The sequence below is a fragment of the Plantactinospora sp. ZYX-F-223 genome (assembly GCF_039649625.1).
Classification (GTDB): Bacteria; Actinomycetota; Actinomycetes; order Mycobacteriales; family Micromonosporaceae; genus Plantactinospora.
The window spans coordinates 1-15,207 of sequence record NZ_JBDJAV010000009.1 but is presented as its reverse complement, the minus strand read 5'-3'; the positions used below and the strand labels follow the sequence as shown (position 1 = coordinate 15,207).

Here is a 15,207-nt window from a genome sequence, read left to right as displayed (position 1 = left end):
TCCTCGTCCCCTCTCCGAGCCATCAGTTCTCCTCTCCGAGCCGGAGCACCTCGCCGAGGCGCATCCGGCGGTTGATCAGATTCTCGACACCGAGGGCGGCGACCAGCGCCGCCACCACCAGCAGCAGTACGCCGACCACCAGCAGCGGATCCAGGTGGATCCGGGCCGGCAGGCCGCCGGTGAACCCGGACAGCCCCAGCGCCGGCCCGAGCAGCCGGGGCAGGGCCACCCCGACCAGCCCACCGGCCAGCACCGCGACGCCGAGCAGCGGCACCAACTCGTAGACGAGCAGCCCCCGGCCCTGCCGACCGGAGAGCCCCATGGTGCGCAGCCGGGACAGCATCCGGCCCCGCCCCGGCGCCTCGGCGAGTACGGCGAAACCGACCGCCAGCAGCGCCAACGCGGTCGCTCCGGCCACCCCGGTGCCGAAGGTGAAGCTGAGCAGCCGGTTCACGCCGCCGCGTTCCAACGCCTGCCGGTGCGCCGACCAGGTGGCGACACTGACCGGCGTCTGCGGGCGTACCTGCTCGACCGGCTGTGCCAGCACCTTCGCCAGGTACTCCCGCTGGGCGGTGTCGACCGTCGCGGTCAGCTCGGCGGTGGCGAAGCCGTCGCCGGCCACCAGGAACTGGTTGGACCGGATCGGCTGGAACTGCGGCACCGGCAGCGCCTGCCAGGGAAGTACGACGAACCGGCGGACGTCGGCCGCCAGCCCCGGGAAGCCGGACGCCACCCGGTCGACCCGGAACTCGTACCGCCGGCCCTGCACCTCGGTCACCGCACCGGCACCGACCGCCTCGGCCACCTCCGGCGAGACCAGCGCCGGCACCGGACCGTCGATCCGCCCCGGCGCGGCCAACCCGGCCGGCACGGTGACGTCGACGCCGCTCGCCGCCAGCACCCGGGCCAGCGACGGGCCGTCCACCACCAGTACCTGGGTCTGGCCGAGGTCGCGGCCGCCGAGCAGGTCCGGGGTGGGTGAGCGCAACGGCTGGCCCACCTCGACCGCCAGCGGGCTGACCGCGCTCACCCCGGGCAGCGCGGCGAGCCGGTCGGCGGTGGCCTGGTCGGAGTAGGAGCCGATGACCCGGGCGTCGGCGCCGATCTCCTGGTCGGTGACCCGGTCCCGGGCCTCGGCGACGGTGCTGGTCACCACGCTGGTGAAGACACCGGTGGCGATCGCGACGACGAGCACGGCCAGCGGCCCGACGGTCACCGGCGCGCCCCGGCCGGCCCGGGCCAGCCCGACGAACGGCACCACCGTACGGGCCCGGGCGGCGATCCGGCCCACCTGGCGCAGCGGCCACGGCACCAACCGCAGCGCCACCAGGGCGGCGGCCACGGCCAGCAGCACCGGCACCGAGACCAGGTACGGGTCGACCCCGCCGTCCTGGCTCAGCCCGCGCCGTTGCAGCAGTACCACGCCGAGCACCGCGAGCAGCAGCACGAAGAGTTCGGCGGTCAGCCGGCGTACCGACGGGCGGTGGCGCACCAGGTCCCGGCGCCGGCCCACGAAGCTCGCCCGGCGCTGGCTCAGCATCGCCAGCAGCGGAATCGCCAGGGTGGTGCCGACGGCCACCAGCGCGACCCCGAGCGGCTCGGCCCCGGCCGGGCGACCCGGCGCCAGCCGGCCGAGCAGCCAGCCGGCGAGTACCGCGACCGGCAGCACGCCGACGGTCTCCCGCAGGGTACGGGCACCGATCTCCACCGCCGCCGCCCCTCTGGCCCGGAGCAGGGTGAACTCCTCCCGGCGGCGCTGCACCGCCAGCCCGGCGGCGAGGGCGACCAGCCCGAGCAGGGTGGCCAGGATGCCGGCCTGCACCACGGCGAGCAGTGCCTGCACCGCGCGGAGCTGGCCGTCGAACCGGGTCAGGCCGCTGTCCAGGCCGGTGGCCAGCACCAGCCCACGCTCCGGCGGGGTACGCCGGGTCGCCGCGATCGCGGTCAGCACCTCCGGAATGTCCCCTGTGGTCATCCGCTCCTCGTCGACCCGGTAGCGCCACTCGTAGGTGAGCCCGAGCCGTCCACCGGCGGCGGTCATCCCGGACAGGTCGGTCAGCAGGGCGGCCCGGTGGGTGGTGCCGGCGGTCGGGTCCGGGCAGGGCACCTCGGCGATCCGGATCCCGTCCCAGGCGGGTGCGGCCGGGTCGATCGGGTCGTACAGCCCGACGATCCGGACCGGGACGGAGCCCTGGGCGAACCCCTTGCCGCTGAGCACGACGGTGGTGCCGACCCGCAGCCCGAGGATGCCGGCCGCCTCCCGGGACAGCGCCGCCTCGACCCCGTCCCGGGACGCCGGCCAGCGACCCTCGACGACCCGCAGCTCCCGTTCGACGTCGGCCTGGCCGCGCAGTTGCAGCTCCGGCCGGCAGCTTCCGCGCAGCGACGGCGCGTCGCCCGCCACGCCCAGGTCCTTCGGGCCGATCCGGCCGGCGAACCACTGCTGGCCGACCAGTGACGGCAGCGGCCCGGGCAGCTTCTGCCGGTACCGGTCGAGTTGGGCGGCGGCCAGGTGGGCGTCCGGGCTCTGGATCGCGTCCTGGTTGGCCGTGTAGGTGAGGTCCCGGACCTGGTACGGAAGTCCGCGTACGTCGTGCCGCATCCCGTCGTCGGCGAACTCGTTCGCCAGCCGGGGCGCCCCGGTGACCAGCAGCGCGGCCACCAGCCCGAGTACGCCGAGCAGCCCCAGGTAGCCGGCGAAGATCCGGGCCCGGCGCAACGGCCCCGGCAGTCGAGCCCCGGACCGCCTCGGCACCGATCCACCCCGCACAGCGTCCTGCCCCTCCACGGTTCCCGCGTTCACCGGTCCTCCCCGATCCGCAGCTGGGCCGCGGCCAGCCGTTGCCGCATGGTGGCGGCGGTCAGCCCGCTCAGCGCGAGGGCGAGCAGCAGCAGTACGGCGGCGGTCCCGGTCGCGGGCAGCCAGGCGACGTCCAGCAGCGGCGCCGGTACCGGCCGCTGCGCCGACGGGGTGAGGATGACCAGCGGGGCCATCGTGGCCGCCACGCCGACTCCCACCCCCAGTCCGACCAGCACGCCGATGCCGGCGAGGAACGCCTGCTCGACCAGGAGCGATCGGGCCAGCAGCCGGGGGCCGGCGCCCAGGGTGTGCAGCACGGCCAGCTCGGTGACCCGGCGCCGGGCGGTGGCCCGGACGTCCACGGTGACGCCGACCGCAGCGAGCAGGATGGCGCCGAGCGCGGCGGCGAAGAGAGCGGCCCGGGCGCCTACGCCGTACGGGTCGTCGCCCGAGCGGCTGGCCACCTCCACCCGGTCGGCGACCTGGAGCCCGCCGAGCCCGGCCGCCGCCCGAGCCGCCTCGGCGTGCTGCTCGGGGCGGGTGGTCAGCCACCACTCCTCGGGCGCGGCGAGGATGCCCCGCTCGTGGAAGAGCGCCGTAGCAAGCGACGGCAGGTCGACCAGGAGCCCGGCCGACTCCGGTACCCCGGGCAGCGCGGCGACCGTACCGGTGATCCGGACGTCGACGGCTCCGCCGGCCAGCACCAGTACGGTCTGGTCGCCGACCCCCAGTCGCAGCGCCGCCAGCGCCTCCGGGGTGGCCACCACCGGCACCTGCCCCGGGCCGGGCGCGACGGTCACGGCGAACGAGATCAACGAGCTGACGCCCGCCCAGCCCCCCGACGGAGACGCCTGGTACTGGGCGGTCAGCCCGCGCGGTCCCGCCGTCGCCGGTCCGGTCTCGCCGGAGCGGTGCACCGCCTGCCACTGCCGGCCGTCGGCGACCGGCACGGCGGTCCCGGCGCCGCCGGCCGGGGCGGCGCGGAGGTCGGTGAGCTGCCAGTCGACGACGTACCCGGGAGGTCCGTGGGTGTCCACCGCGAAGCCGGCCAGTCTCGGCGGGGTGTCCCCGCTCGCCGGTAGCTGCACGCTGAACCGCAGCGGCTCGTCGTCGTAGCTCGCGCCGAGCGGGATCCGGAGGTGCCCGCCGTGCGGCTCGGTGAAGACGGCAGTGGTGCGGACCGGAACCCGGGCGGAGCCACCGGTGCCGGTGGTGGTGATTCGACCGGTCAGCCGAGTGGTTCCCGGCGGAAGCTCCACGACCGGGGCGGTCACCCGGGCCCCGGCCATCCCGGTGAAGAGCCCGGCGGCGGCGCCGTCGACCAGGTCGTCCCGGAGCCGGACGACCCGTCCGGCCTCGGCGACGTCCAGCGCGACCATGCCGGCCGGCACGCCGTCGGTGCCGAGCCGGGGACTGTCCCGCCAGGCGGGCAGGACCAGTTCGGTGCCGGGCAGCTCGGCGAGCTGCCCGGCCCGGGCCGGCGGCGCGACCCCGCTCGACTCGACCAGCCGCAGGTCGGCGCCGACCTGGTGGTTGGCCTGGTCGGTCAGGGACCGTTCCGAGGTGGCGGCCAGGCACCAGGCGAGGGTGCCGACCGCCACCGCCAGGGCGAGCAGCAGCACCGGGCCGGCGTGCGGCCGGCGGCCGGCCTGCCACATCCCGAGCATGGTGCCGGTCCAGGACCTGCGGTCGACCCACCGCTCGGCGAGCCGGGCCATCGGCGGCAGGCCGCGCAGCGCGAGGACCGCGCCGGCGAGTACCCCCACCGTGGGGGTCGCGGCCAGCAGCGGGTCGATCCCGAGGGCGCCGTCCGGGCGGGAGCCGGCCAGCGGCGAGGAGTACTGCCGCAGTTGCAGCCAACCCAGCACCGCCAGGGCGACCAGCGCGACGTCCAGCCCGGCCCGCTGCGCGATCGTCCGCCGGCTCGGCCGGGACCGGCTGGCCAGCTCGCCGACGTAGCTGCCGCCGCGGCGCAGCGCCGGGCCGAGCATCGCCAGCGCGCAGCCGAGCGCGGCCAGTGCGGCGATCAGCCAGGTACGGGTGTCGAGCCGGGGATCCAGCCGCAGCGCGGCGGCGGCCAGCATCGGGGTACGGTCGGCCAGCCGGACCAGTTCGGTGGCGAGCACGGGCGAGATCACGGCGGCCGGCAGGACGACCAGCAACGCCTCCCGGGCGGCCAGCCCGGCCAACTGGCCCCGCCCGGCGCCCCGGGCCCGGAGCAGTGCCGCCTCGCCCCGGCGCTGTTCGGTGAGGAGCAGCGCGACCAGCAGCAGCGCGTACCCGCCGAGGACCACCACCAGCAGCATCGGGGTGACCAGCGCCGACCGGCCGACCAGCCCGGCCCGGTCCAGCCGCTGCATGAGCTGGTCGAGCTGCGTGGTGACCAGCCCGGAACTGCCGAGCCCGGTCTCGGCGGGCAGGCTGGCGCTGGTCTGGCTGGCGGCCTCACCCAGCCGGCCCAGCGAGGTCATCGTCACCCCGGACAGATCGGGTTCGACCAGCCAGCCGGCGGAGGCGTTGGCGATGAAGTGGTCGAGGAAGTCGGCCCGGTCGACGGCCAGCGGCCCGTACGTGGCGGACCCGGTCGCGACCCCGTCCGTCACCTCGGGCACGAGCCGCCAGTACGGGTCCCGGATGTCGCGCGGCTTCCAGACGCCGGTGACGGTCACCTCGGTGACCCGGTCGGTGACCCGGTCGGTGATCGGGATCCGGTCACCGACCCGGGCGCCGAGGATCTTCGCGACCGGCTCGGCGAGCGCGGCCTGCACCGGTCGCCGGCCGGGGCTCGGCCACGCGCCGTCGGTCAGCAGGGCGTGCCTCGGAAGGTCGTCGAGGAAGACCACCCGGGCGAAGACCAGGCCCTGGGCGTCCGGTACGGCGTCTCCGGTGCGCCCGGCGAACTGCCGCCCGGCGGCGTAGCCCGCCCCGGAGATGTCGGCCGGTACTCCGCCGAAGCCGCCGGTGAACCGGGAGCGTACCGCCTCGTCCCGCTCGGCGAGGCTCTCCGGTGTGCTGCCGGCGGTGCCGCGTACCAGGATCGACCGCTCCTCCTGGGAGGCCGACGCGACCGCACGCTCGGTGCCGGAGTCGACCACCTCCCGGCTGTAGCCGGCGAGCCCGGTGAGCAGGGCGGTGGCGATCAGGGTCGCCCCGGTCGCCGCGAGGAGCAGACTCTTCGCACCCCGGGCGCGCCGAAACACCAGCCTCATCGTTCTGCTTCTCCCCCATGGGCGAGGCGGGCGGCGTCGGTCGTCGCCCCTCATGGCTGCGAAGCGCCCGAGGGCGAGCGAAAGGTTGGCGTACGGCGGAGTGAATTGCCTGACAGGCGACTTCGTGACCCGATCATGACGGAACTGAGATCGAGTTGTTGTGGATCATCACTGGCCCGGGCGGTGGCGGCACGCACCGTCCGGGACGATTTCGGATCCGACAAGGCCGTGGCGGCGGCTCTCCGGATCCGACGTACCCGGAGAGCCGCCGCCACGGCCACGATCGGCCTGGTGCCCGGCGGCGTCGGTCAGGTGGTCGGCGGAAGGCCGCCGTCCCCGTCCACCACCTCGTCCGGCTTGCCGTCCTCGTCGGCGTCGACCATGGTGATGTCGACTTTGCCGTCGCCGTCGGTGTCGAACTGGAAGAGGTCCGCCTTGCCGTCGCCGTCGGTGTCCACCACCCAGACGTCGGTCTTGCCGTCCTGGTTGGCGTCCGCCCGGAGCAGTTCGATCCGTTCGTCACCGCGGGTGTCGACGGTCTCCTGCGACTCGCTCATCTGTTGCCCTTCCGTCAGCTAGAAGTTCTGGCCACGCCGGAACCCTCGATCTGCGTGCCGCCCGGACACCCACGAGAAACTCCCCGACACGACTACCGCACTGTGCCACCTCGCACTACCCCTGTGGGGCCCCGACCATGCCGACCGGGGCACGGCGAGACCCGGGCACAGGCAGCCGAGCTGGACGGATCGGGCAGCACGACGGCCGCCGTACGCGTCCGGCGGCGTTCGCCGCCGCGATCAGTTCGTGACGTACGGGTTGGTCTGCCGGTCCTGGTAGTTGACCTGGTCGACGGTGCCGTCGTGATCGGTGTCCACCATCAGCCGGTCGGCCTGGCCGTCCTCGTCGGGGTCGACCCGGATCTCGTCCGGGCGCCCGTTGAAGTCGCTGTCGGTCATCCAGGTGTCCGGCCGGCCGTCGAAGTCGGCGTCCGCGACCACCCGGTCCACCACGCCGTCCCGGTTCGCGTCGGTGACCACCGAGTCGACCCGGCCGTCGCCGTCGTTGTCCTCCAGCACCTGGTCGACGTGGCCGTCCAGGTTGGAGTCCCGCTCGACGCTGTCCAGCCGGCCGTCCCAGTCGGTGTCCTGGTAGCGGACGTCGGCCACCCGGTCGCCGTTGACGTCGAACTCGAGCAGCTCGGCGTAGCCGTCGCCGTCGAGGTCGGTGGCGACCTCGGTGATGCCGCCCGCGTAGTGCGTCACCACGGAGGTGACCGGCGGGGGCTCCTCGGCGATCTCCGGCGGGTCCAGCCCGAGCGGGTCCGAGGAGAGCGGGTCCGAGCCGAGGTCCGCTGCCGGTCCGAGGCCCTGCTGGTCGTCGACGCCGGGCAGTTCGTGCTCCGGAAGGGCGTCGCCCAGCGCGCTGGGGTCGTCACCGTCGTAGCTCATGTCGTACCTCCCCGGTCTCCCTGTGCCCGGCGGGACCGCCGGACACACGGGTAACGCTAGGCCGACCAGCCCACCCGGCGACTCCCGGAAGTGTGCCACTCCCATCGGGTACCGGCGGACCGCCGCTCGGGCGGGTGAGGTTACTGCTGCTGGATGTGCACCCCGGCGGCGGCGAGCGCCTCGATGACCCTCGCCGACTCGCCGAAGCCGATCACCAGGATGGCGTCGGCGCCGAATTGCTTGATCTCCTGAGCGCCCTCGGTGAAGTCCACCGGCGGGGCGTCGGGGCCGTCCTTCACCTCGTAGTTGAACAGCCGTACCTGGTCCGAGCCGTGCCCGGCCCGCTCCAACTCGGCCCGGACGTTGCCCTGGAGCCCCTCGCCGTACGAGTCCTGCCGGGCCACCAGCGCGATCCGGCTCGGCCCGTCCCGCAGGATCATGTCGGCGAGCGCCCGCCCCTGGAGGATGTCCGACGGGGCGGTACGGAAGTAGAGCCCCTGGTCGTCCACGGTGCTGAGCCCGGCGTCGGTGTTGCTCGGCGAGAAGAGCACCAGCCCGGCCGCCATCACGTCCGGCAGTACCGCCCGGGAGATGCCGGAGGCGCCGGCCCCGATGATCACGTGCACCCCGGCGCGTACGTGCTGCGCCACGGTCGCCTTCGCGGTGTTCGGGTTGGTGCCGTCGTCGCCGTCGACCCAGACCACCGGCTTGCCGAGTACGCCCTCGGCGGCGTTGACCTCGTCGACGGCCAGCGCCACGGCCGCCGCCATCGGCGGATAGGCGAGCGCCAGGTCACCGGTGCGGGGCAGCAGGCCACCGAGCTTCAGCGGCGCGCCGCTGCTCTGCTCGACCGCCTTCGTCTGCCGCTTGCCGGCCGGCGGCTTCTTGACGCTGGCCGTGGACTCGTCACCGGCGCCGAGGAACTCGGTCTTGCCGTCGTCGAGCTGCTCGTCGCTGCCGAAGTGCAGGGTGGCGTAGCTCGCCGTGGAGGGCTCGCCGGCGTCGGTGAAGCCGCCCCGGCTCAGCGAGACGCCCCGGTAGGCGACGTCGGTGCCTTCCCGGGCGAGTTGCAGGCAGGCCGCGATCGAGTCGCAGCGCTCCCCGCCGGTGGTGACCCCGACGATCTGCCCGGCGATCTGGGCTGGCTCGGTCGAGCCGGCGAGCTGCGCCGCGATCGCGCTGATCGCGACGGCGTCGTACGACTCGGCCGCGTAGAGGAAGTCGGAGAGCTTCGGGTCCTTGCGCCGCAGCCGGTTCTTGAAGTCCTCGGAGAGCGGGGTGAGTGGCGTGGTGCCCTTCATGCCCTTGAGTAGACCGGTCTGCTGGTCGAACTCCGCCTTGAAGGAGTTCTGCATGTTGCCGTCCGTGCCGTACAGGCGGACCTGGGTCGGCCGGGACTGCTCGGCCTGTCCGGCCTCACCGTCGCCATCCGAACCGCAGCCAGCCAGCAGCAGCGCCGCACAGGCAGCGGCGGACAGTGCGGCGCGGCGGGTGCCGCGGAATACGAGCATGGGGTCGTCCTTCCTCCCCGGAGATCCGTTGCGCAGATTAGCGCGCCTGCTCCCGGCGTGCGCCCGCGGTCGACCGTCAGTTGGCGACCGAGGGGCTCTATCATCCTGGATAGGTATCGTTCATGCCGTTTGTCGGACGCTGCTTGACCTGGCGGCATACCCTTCCGCACGTGACGGACGTTCCGCAGGAGACGCTGGATGACGCCACCGCCGTGCTCACCTCCGCGCTGGCCGGTGACAGCGACGGCGTGGTCGGCACGTTCGACGCGGTGGTCGACCGGTCCGGCGTCGCCGGTGCGTACGAGGTGGCCTGGTGCCTCGCCGCCACGATGGTCGGCGACGGTGTGCCCCGGGGCGCGTGGACCCTCGACTTCCCCGGGATCGACGAGGCGGGTTACGACGCGCGCTGGGTGGCCCGGTTCGTCAGCGCGTACGCGAACGCCGACGGCGACACGGGTGCCGCACTCTTCGGCGCCGCACTCGCGGACGGGCAGTTGCCAGAATGCCTGCTCACCCTTGCCGGGTCGGCCGTCGCGACGTTGCGGCACCGCGCCGGATAGCTCTCTCATCGACGTCCATCTTTGCATGCTCCTCATCCGGTTTGTCCAGCGGGCAGCCGCCGGACCGGTGTGATAGCTCTGGTGCATGTCCGACGCGATGCTCAGCAAGGTCCGCAAGTTGCTGGCCAAGGCGGAGGACCCGGCCTGCACACCGGCCGAGGCCGAGGCGTTCACCGCCAAGGCGACCGAGCTGATCGCGCGGTACGGGGTGGACCGGGCGCTGCTCGCCGCCCGTGACCCCGGCACGGACCCGGTCGGCGACCGGATCGTCGACATCCCCGCCCCGTACGCCCTGGACAAGGCGGGCCTGCTGGCCGGGGTCGCCGACGCGTTGCGCTGCCGGTCGGTACGCCGGCGCGGCGGCAGCGGGTTCGTCATGCACCTGTTCGGCTTCGCCAGCGACCTGGAACGGGTGGAGCTGCTCTTCACCTCGCTGCTGGTGCAGGCCGCACACGGCATTTCGGTCGCGCCGGTCCCGCCAGGCGACCATCCGGCCGCGTTCCGCCGCTCCTGGCTGGCCGGCTTCGCCGCGGCGGTCGCCGGGCGGTTGCGCCGGGCCGAGGCGGCGGCCGCCTCGACGGCTCCGTCCGGCGCCCCCTCGGTGGCCCTGGTCCTCGCCGACCGGTCCGACCGGGTCGACCGGCGCCTCGCCGAGGCCTACCCACGACTGCGCACGGCCGCGCCCCGCCGGCTGCTCGGCGGCGGCCTGGAGCAGGGCGCGGCGGCGGGCCGGCGAGCCGACCTCGGCGGCACCGAACTCCGCTCCAGCCGGCCGGCGCAAAGCGTCGGCGGGGCGTCGACGGAGGTGAGAGGGTGAGGGCGGGCGGCCACGGGGGCCGCGTAGCGCCGCTGCCCTGATCTCCGCCGCGCCTGGCTGGCCGGTCGGTCGGGTGGGAGCGGCAGAGGGCACCCATGACCAGGATCGGCGTCGTGCAGTGGCTGCGTCGGCGGGACCCGGACTACCGGGTACTCCGCCGGGGTCTCCGGCTGGCGCTGGTCGCCGGCGCCGGCCTCTTCGGCGGCAGGTACGGCCTGGGCAACCCGCTGCTCGGGCTCTACACCCTCTTCGGGGCGATCGCCCTCGGCTTCATCTCGCAGGTACCCGGTGGCCCCACCCAGCGGGCCCGTACGCTGCTCGCCGCGCTTCCGGCCGCCTGGCTCCTGGTGACCGTCGGGTCGCTCCTCGCGGTCAACACCTGGGTCGCGGCGGCCGGCATGCTGGTGGTGGGATTCGCCATCCCGTTCGCCGGAGTCGGCGGGCCACGGATCCTCGGCCTCGCCACCGGATTGCAGCTCTTCTACATCGCGGCGTCGTTCCCGCCGTACCAGCCGGAGACCCTGCCGTCCCGGCTCGGCGGGGTGACGCTCGGGGTGGGCCTGCTGATCGCCGCCGAACTGCTGCTCTGGCCCGACCCGGCGCCGCCCGGCTACCGGCAGCGGCTCGGCGAGGCGGCCGGTTCGGCGTCCCGCTTCCTCGACCTGCTGGCCGGGCTACCCGGCGGTGCGCCGGTCGACCGCGCCGAACTGTCCCGCCGGGAGGAGGAGGCGGCGCGGGCGATGGAAGGGGTCTGGCTGGCCCGGATCCCGCCTACCCAGCGGCCGGCCTCGGCCGGTCCCCGCGACCGCGCGCTGCGGCACGGCGACCGGCTGCTGCGCCAACTGCTCTATCACGCGTGCCGGATCGCCGGCGACCTCGGCGACGTCCGCGACGACGAGCTGGCCGGGCTGCTGCGGCAGTCGGCCGGCGTCCTGCACGACGCCGGCCGGACACTGCGCGGCGGGGCGGAACCGGTCGAGATGACCCGGCTGACCGAGCTGGAGGCCCGGATCAAAGACCTCTACGACCGGCCGCCGGCCACATCGACGCAGGAGTCCGGCCCGGCACACCTGCGCTGGGAGGCGATCTGCCTGCGGGCCGCAGACCACGCCCACGCGTTCGGCGTCGCGGCCCGGATCGCCGCCGGGTCGCGTCCACCGGCCCGGTCGCCCGGCGGACCGGGCCCGGACGAGTTCTGGTACGCCCACCGTTCGCCGTTCGCGCTCTACTGGCACCAGTTCCGGTTCCATCTGACGACCCGCTCGGTCTATCTCCAGGGGGCGATACGGGTCTCCCTGGCCCTGGCCACCGCCCGGGTGGTCGCGGGCTTCCTGCACCTCAACCACGGGTTCTGGGTACTGCTGGCGATCCTCACCCTGATGCGGACCTCGGCCGTCGACACCCGCAGCGCGCTGCGCCCGGTGCTGCTGGGCACGCTGCTCGGCGCCGCTGCCGGCAGCCTGCTGCTGTTCGGCGCGGGCGAGGCCGCGGAGGTACTGCTGGTGGCCCTGCCGGTCGCCATGGTGCTGACCTTCGCGATCGGCCCGCTGCTGCCGCAGCTCTGGGGGCAGTCGCTGTTCACCGTGCTGTTCGTGATGGTCTTCGCTCAAGCCGGTCCGGCGAACCTGCAGATCGCCGGTGCCCGGCTGCTCGACGTGACGATCGGTGCCGTGCTCGGGGTGCTGGCCGGCCTGCTGCTCTGGCCGAAGGGTGGCAGCGGGGAGCTGCGCCGCTCCATCGCCCGCTATCTGGCGGTGAGCGCCGCCGCGGCCGAGGAGGTGACCCGGACGCTGTCCGGCCGGCCGTCCCGGCAGGACGCGGTCGGTGCGGCGCGGCAGGCGTGGGTCCTCGCCGAGGCGTCGTTCCTGCAGTACCAGATAGAGCGGGACGACCCCCGGTTGCCGCCGGTCAACTGGCAGGCGGCGCTCGCCGCCGGCCAGCACCTGCACCTCGGCGCGGTGTCCCGGCTGCGCCGGGGCGCGCACGCCCGGCTGACCCGGGTGCAGGACGCCGCCGGCCCGCTCGACGACCTCGCCGGACGGCTCCGCCGCCGCTACGCCGACCTCGCCGAGCAGGTGTCCACCGGCCGGCTCAGCCGTCCGGTGACCCCGCCCCGGCCACCGGAGGACTTCCCCGCCCGGGTACGCGATGTGCTGGCGGCGGGTGAGTCCCGGGCCGCCGCGTTGAACCTGGTGGACGTCGAGCTGTGGCTCACCGGCGCCGGGGCCGAACTGGAGCGGATCCAGCCGGAGATGGCGAAGGCGACCGCCGGCCACGGCCAGCCCGGCTGACCCGGTATGCGCGCCGGGCTTCAGCCCTGGCCGCTGGCGCTTTCGACGGCCGCCGCGTAGCGGGAGAGCAGCTCGTACCAGCCGGCGGTGAGCGCCTCGCGGTAGCCCTCGGCGGCCTCGCCGTGCCGGTCGAAGTCGCGGTGTTCCACCTCGACCAGGGTGGTTCCGTCGGCCTGCGGCGCGAACCGGGCCTCCACCACGCTGCTCCGGGCCGGATCCGGCACCGGGGCCCGGTCCGGGCCGATCTGCCAGTTGAACACCAGGCGCCGGGGCGGCTGCCAGTCCAGCACCCGGCCCCAGTCGGCGCGGAACCCGTGCGGGCCGATCTCGTACAACATGCCGCCGCTGCCGGGCTCGATGCCGAGCTTGGCCAGTTGCTGCGGGCCGGACCAGGTGTATTCCTTCACCCACCAGTCGGCGAGACCCTCGGTGAAGACGGTGAATGCCCGGTCGGCCGGGCCCGGGACACGGAGGCTGCTGCGCACCGAGTACGTGGTGGTGGCCTGCTGGATATCGGAGGCGTTCGTAGTCTCCTGTCCCATACGCCGGGACCATACCGGCTGCTGCTGAGCTGTGCAGCTTCTACATCGACGGACGGTCGATCCCTGCGCCGAGCGGTAGATCATCAATGAACCTTTCTCAACCTGGACCGCGCGGCGCTTACGCACCGCATCCGACCTTGCGGTCCGTCGGACCGCAAGGGGAGGTTGAAAAGGTTCGATGGACGGTCAGACCGGGCCGCGCGACTACCATCGACCGGGAGCACTGGCCGAGCGAGTCGACCCGGCCGCACCCGGGGCGACGCCGGTGGGAAGGAGATCCGGCGTGCCCGACGATCCCGCCGCGTACCGCCTCGACGGGCGTCGACTCCGGCGCCGACTGCTGCTGGTCGCGTCGTCGTACCTGTTGGCAGTGTTGGTGTCGGCCCTGGTGGCCCGCGCGGGCCTGGCGGCTGGCCGGTCCGGCGCCGACCGGATCGGGCTGCCCTGGGCGGTCGTCGGGCTGGCCGGGATGCTCGGCGCCGGCACCCTCACCGCCGCCGCCTGGTACGCCCGCCATAGCGTCGGCACCTGCCCCGCCGATCCGACCCGGCTGGCCCGGGCGGTACTGCTGGCCCGGGTCGGCCGGATCGGGATGGTGCTGGTCGCTGCGGTACTCGGGGTGGTGCTGGCGCCGGACGGGGCCGAGCGCGGCTTCGCCATCCTGGCCAGTACCGGCCTCGCCGCCCTGCTCGCCCTCTTCGCCGTACTCGCCAACGACCTGACCCGCCTCCTACCGGACGAGAGCGGCAGTACGTAGCGTTTGGCCGGCTATAGCCGGCCAAACGCTACGGGATCAACAGTCACTCGCAGCCCACGCCGTCGCCGTCGCGGTCGAGGTGGCGGCCGTAGCCGGGGTCGCCCCTGCGGATCGGGTCGGCACCGGCGGCGCGGACGGCGGTGCAGTTCTTGTAGTAGACCGAGGAGGACCCGCCGTCGTCGTCGTTGTCGTCGTCACCGGTGCCCGGTGCCGGCCCCTCGGCCGACTCGCACGCCCGGCCGTCGCCGTCCCGGTCCAGCCCCGCGCGGTAGCCGGGCTGGCCCTTGCGTAGCGGCGCCTCACCGGCGTCGCGTACGGCGGAGCAGTTCTTGTAGTAGACCGGCTTCGGCGGGGCCTTGCTGGTGGGCTTCGGCGGCGGCGGAGGTGCGGCGGCGGTGGTGGCCGGCGGGGTGGGCTCCGGTGCGCTGGTCACCACGACCGGCGCTGGTGTCGTCGGTTGACTGCTGGCCTGGGCCGCCGCCGGCTCCCGGTCGGGGTCTGCGTCGTCCGGGGAGAGCGCGGAGATGACCGAGGTTCCGCAGCAGGCGAGCACGAAGAGGCCGAAGATGCCGAGTACGGCGACACCGAACCGCTGCGCGCCGGTGAGCTTGCGAGGTTGCCGCCCTGGCCGGAGCGGTTGTGTCGGGTGGATCGGCGGTCGGCCCGGGGCGGCGGGTGGCTGCTGGCGGTTCCAGGGGTCTTGCGGTGGCGGATAGGACATCGTCGCAGTGTTGCGCTGTGGATACGCTCCGGATAGCGCTTGATCGGGTCTGACCGGCGGCCGACCGTCCGGCCTGCGTGAGGAGTCAGCCGGTGGCGCTCGCCGTGCGTCCGGCGCTTTGGAGCGTCCCGCTCGGGCTGCGGCCCGGCTAGCCACCTATGGCTCGCCCGGTGTGGGCTGAGAGTAGCGGTCGGGCGGAGCGGAGACCGGACGTAGCGGCAGCGCTCGCGTCCGTTCGGTCCACCTAGCGGAGGCGAACGAACTGGCGCCTTGTGCCTAGCCTCATCCTGCAACGGCCGGCCACCCAGGAGATCAGGATTCCGAGGATGCCGAAGGAGTGGTGATGCGCCAGCCCTCGCCCGGCTGGAAGGCAGGGGCAGTGCCGCCAGCCGGGCGAGCCACTCGTCGGCTCCGACCGTCCAGGGCCGACGCCAACCTCGGTGAGGTGACGTGGGCGGGGTCAGACGTGCAGGGTGGGCCGGTAGATGAGTTCTTGGGTGCGGCCGTCGAGCGTCCGGCTCTCGATCAGTTCGAGGTCGAAGTCGGCCGCG

Annotated in this window: 11 protein-coding genes; 4 read left to right on the top strand and 7 right to left on the bottom strand. The window is 74.3% G+C overall.

The features are described 5' to 3' along the window. Positions 1–22: 22 nt before the first annotated feature. The 5 genes from AAH979_RS11220 to AAH979_RS11200 all read right to left on the bottom strand — a co-directional run bounded on the left by AAH979_RS11220 (position 23) and on the right by AAH979_RS11200 (position 8,968). Positions 23–2,803, bottom strand: a complete 2,781-nt coding sequence (locus AAH979_RS11220; RefSeq protein ID WP_346258023.1) for an FtsX-like permease family protein — start codon at positions 2,801–2,803, stop codon at positions 23–25. Continuing rightward, a complete protein-coding gene (locus AAH979_RS11215; RefSeq protein WP_346258022.1) occupies positions 2,800–6,009 on the bottom strand; it encodes an FtsX-like permease family protein in 3,210 nt (1,069 codons plus the stop codon). The genes AAH979_RS11220 and AAH979_RS11215 overlap by 4 nt, the downstream gene beginning before the upstream one ends. 308 nt (positions 6,010–6,317) lie before the next feature. After that, entirely contained in the window at positions 6,318–6,566 is a 249-nt protein-coding gene (locus AAH979_RS11210) for a hypothetical protein (RefSeq protein ID WP_318399012.1), read from the bottom strand. 240 nt (positions 6,567–6,806) lie between these two features. Continuing rightward, positions 6,807–7,457 carry a hypothetical protein gene (locus AAH979_RS11205; protein WP_346258021.1) on the bottom strand — a complete coding sequence of 217 codons (651 nt, stop codon included), beginning with the start codon at positions 7,455–7,457 and terminating at the stop codon, positions 6,807–6,809. Between the two features lie 140 nt (positions 7,458–7,597). After that, on the bottom strand, positions 7,598–8,968 hold the full coding sequence (locus AAH979_RS11200; protein ID WP_346258020.1) for an ABC transporter substrate-binding protein: 1,371 nt from the start codon (positions 8,966–8,968) through the stop codon (positions 7,598–7,600). Between the two features lie 170 nt (positions 8,969–9,138). On the opposite strand from AAH979_RS11200, the gene AAH979_RS11195 reads away from it, so the two are divergent. The 3 genes from AAH979_RS11195 to AAH979_RS11185 all read left to right on the top strand — a co-directional run bounded on the left by AAH979_RS11195 (position 9,139) and on the right by AAH979_RS11185 (position 12,636). After that, entirely contained in the window at positions 9,139–9,528 is a 390-nt protein-coding gene (locus tag AAH979_RS11195; protein WP_101368637.1) for a hypothetical protein, read from the top strand. 85 nt (positions 9,529–9,613) lie between these two features. Next, positions 9,614–10,345: a DUF2786 domain-containing protein gene (locus AAH979_RS11190; RefSeq protein ID WP_346258019.1), complete on the top strand. Its 732-nt coding sequence runs from the start codon at positions 9,614–9,616 to the stop codon at positions 10,343–10,345. 95 nt (positions 10,346–10,440) lie between these two features. Then, positions 10,441–12,636 (top strand): FUSC family protein, encoded by a 2,196-nt coding sequence (locus AAH979_RS11185; protein WP_346258018.1) that lies wholly within the window; start codon positions 10,441–10,443, stop codon positions 12,634–12,636. A gap of 20 nt (positions 12,637–12,656) precedes the next feature. On the opposite strand, the gene AAH979_RS11180 is transcribed toward AAH979_RS11185, so the two are convergent. Continuing rightward, a complete protein-coding gene (locus AAH979_RS11180) occupies positions 12,657–13,178 on the bottom strand; it encodes an SRPBCC family protein (protein ID WP_346258017.1) in 522 nt (173 codons plus the stop codon). A gap of 283 nt (positions 13,179–13,461) precedes the next feature. Here AAH979_RS11180 and AAH979_RS11175 point away from each other — a divergent pair, with 283 nt between their 5' ends. After that, positions 13,462–13,935: a hypothetical protein gene (locus tag AAH979_RS11175; protein ID WP_346258016.1), complete on the top strand. Its 474-nt coding sequence runs from the start codon at positions 13,462–13,464 to the stop codon at positions 13,933–13,935. Positions 13,936–13,978: 43 nt separating this feature from the next. On the opposite strand, the gene AAH979_RS11170 is transcribed toward AAH979_RS11175, so the two are convergent. After that, positions 13,979–14,656, bottom strand: coding sequence for an excalibur calcium-binding domain-containing protein (locus AAH979_RS11170; protein ID WP_346258015.1), 678 nt, complete (start codon positions 14,654–14,656; stop codon positions 13,979–13,981). Positions 14,657–15,207: the final 551 nt, after the last annotated feature.

What these genes read in the sequence shown, in the direction of transcription:
- AAH979_RS11215 (WP_346258022.1), bottom strand. Translation starts at nt 6,009, where the DNA reads ATGAGGCTGGTGTTTCGGCGCGCCCGGGGTGCGAAGAGTCTGCTCCTC.
- AAH979_RS11210 (WP_318399012.1), bottom strand. Translation starts at nt 6,566, where the DNA reads ATGAGCGAGTCGCAGGAGACCGTCGACACCCGCGGTGACGAACGGATC.
- AAH979_RS11205 (WP_346258021.1), bottom strand. Translation starts at nt 7,457, where the DNA reads ATGAGCTACGACGGTGACGACCCCAGCGCGCTGGGCGACGCCCTTCCG.
- AAH979_RS11200 (WP_346258020.1), bottom strand. Translation starts at nt 8,968, where the DNA reads ATGCTCGTATTCCGCGGCACCCGCCGCGCCGCACTGTCCGCCGCTGCC.
- AAH979_RS11190 (WP_346258019.1), top strand. Translation starts at nt 9,614, where the DNA reads ATGTCCGACGCGATGCTCAGCAAGGTCCGCAAGTTGCTGGCCAAGGCG.
- AAH979_RS11185 (WP_346258018.1), top strand. Translation starts at nt 10,441, where the DNA reads ATGACCAGGATCGGCGTCGTGCAGTGGCTGCGTCGGCGGGACCCGGAC.
- AAH979_RS11180 (WP_346258017.1), bottom strand. Translation starts at nt 13,178, where the DNA reads ATGGGACAGGAGACTACGAACGCCTCCGATATCCAGCAGGCCACCACC.
- AAH979_RS11170 (WP_346258015.1), bottom strand. Translation starts at nt 14,656, where the DNA reads ATGTCCTATCCGCCACCGCAAGACCCCTGGAACCGCCAGCAGCCACCC.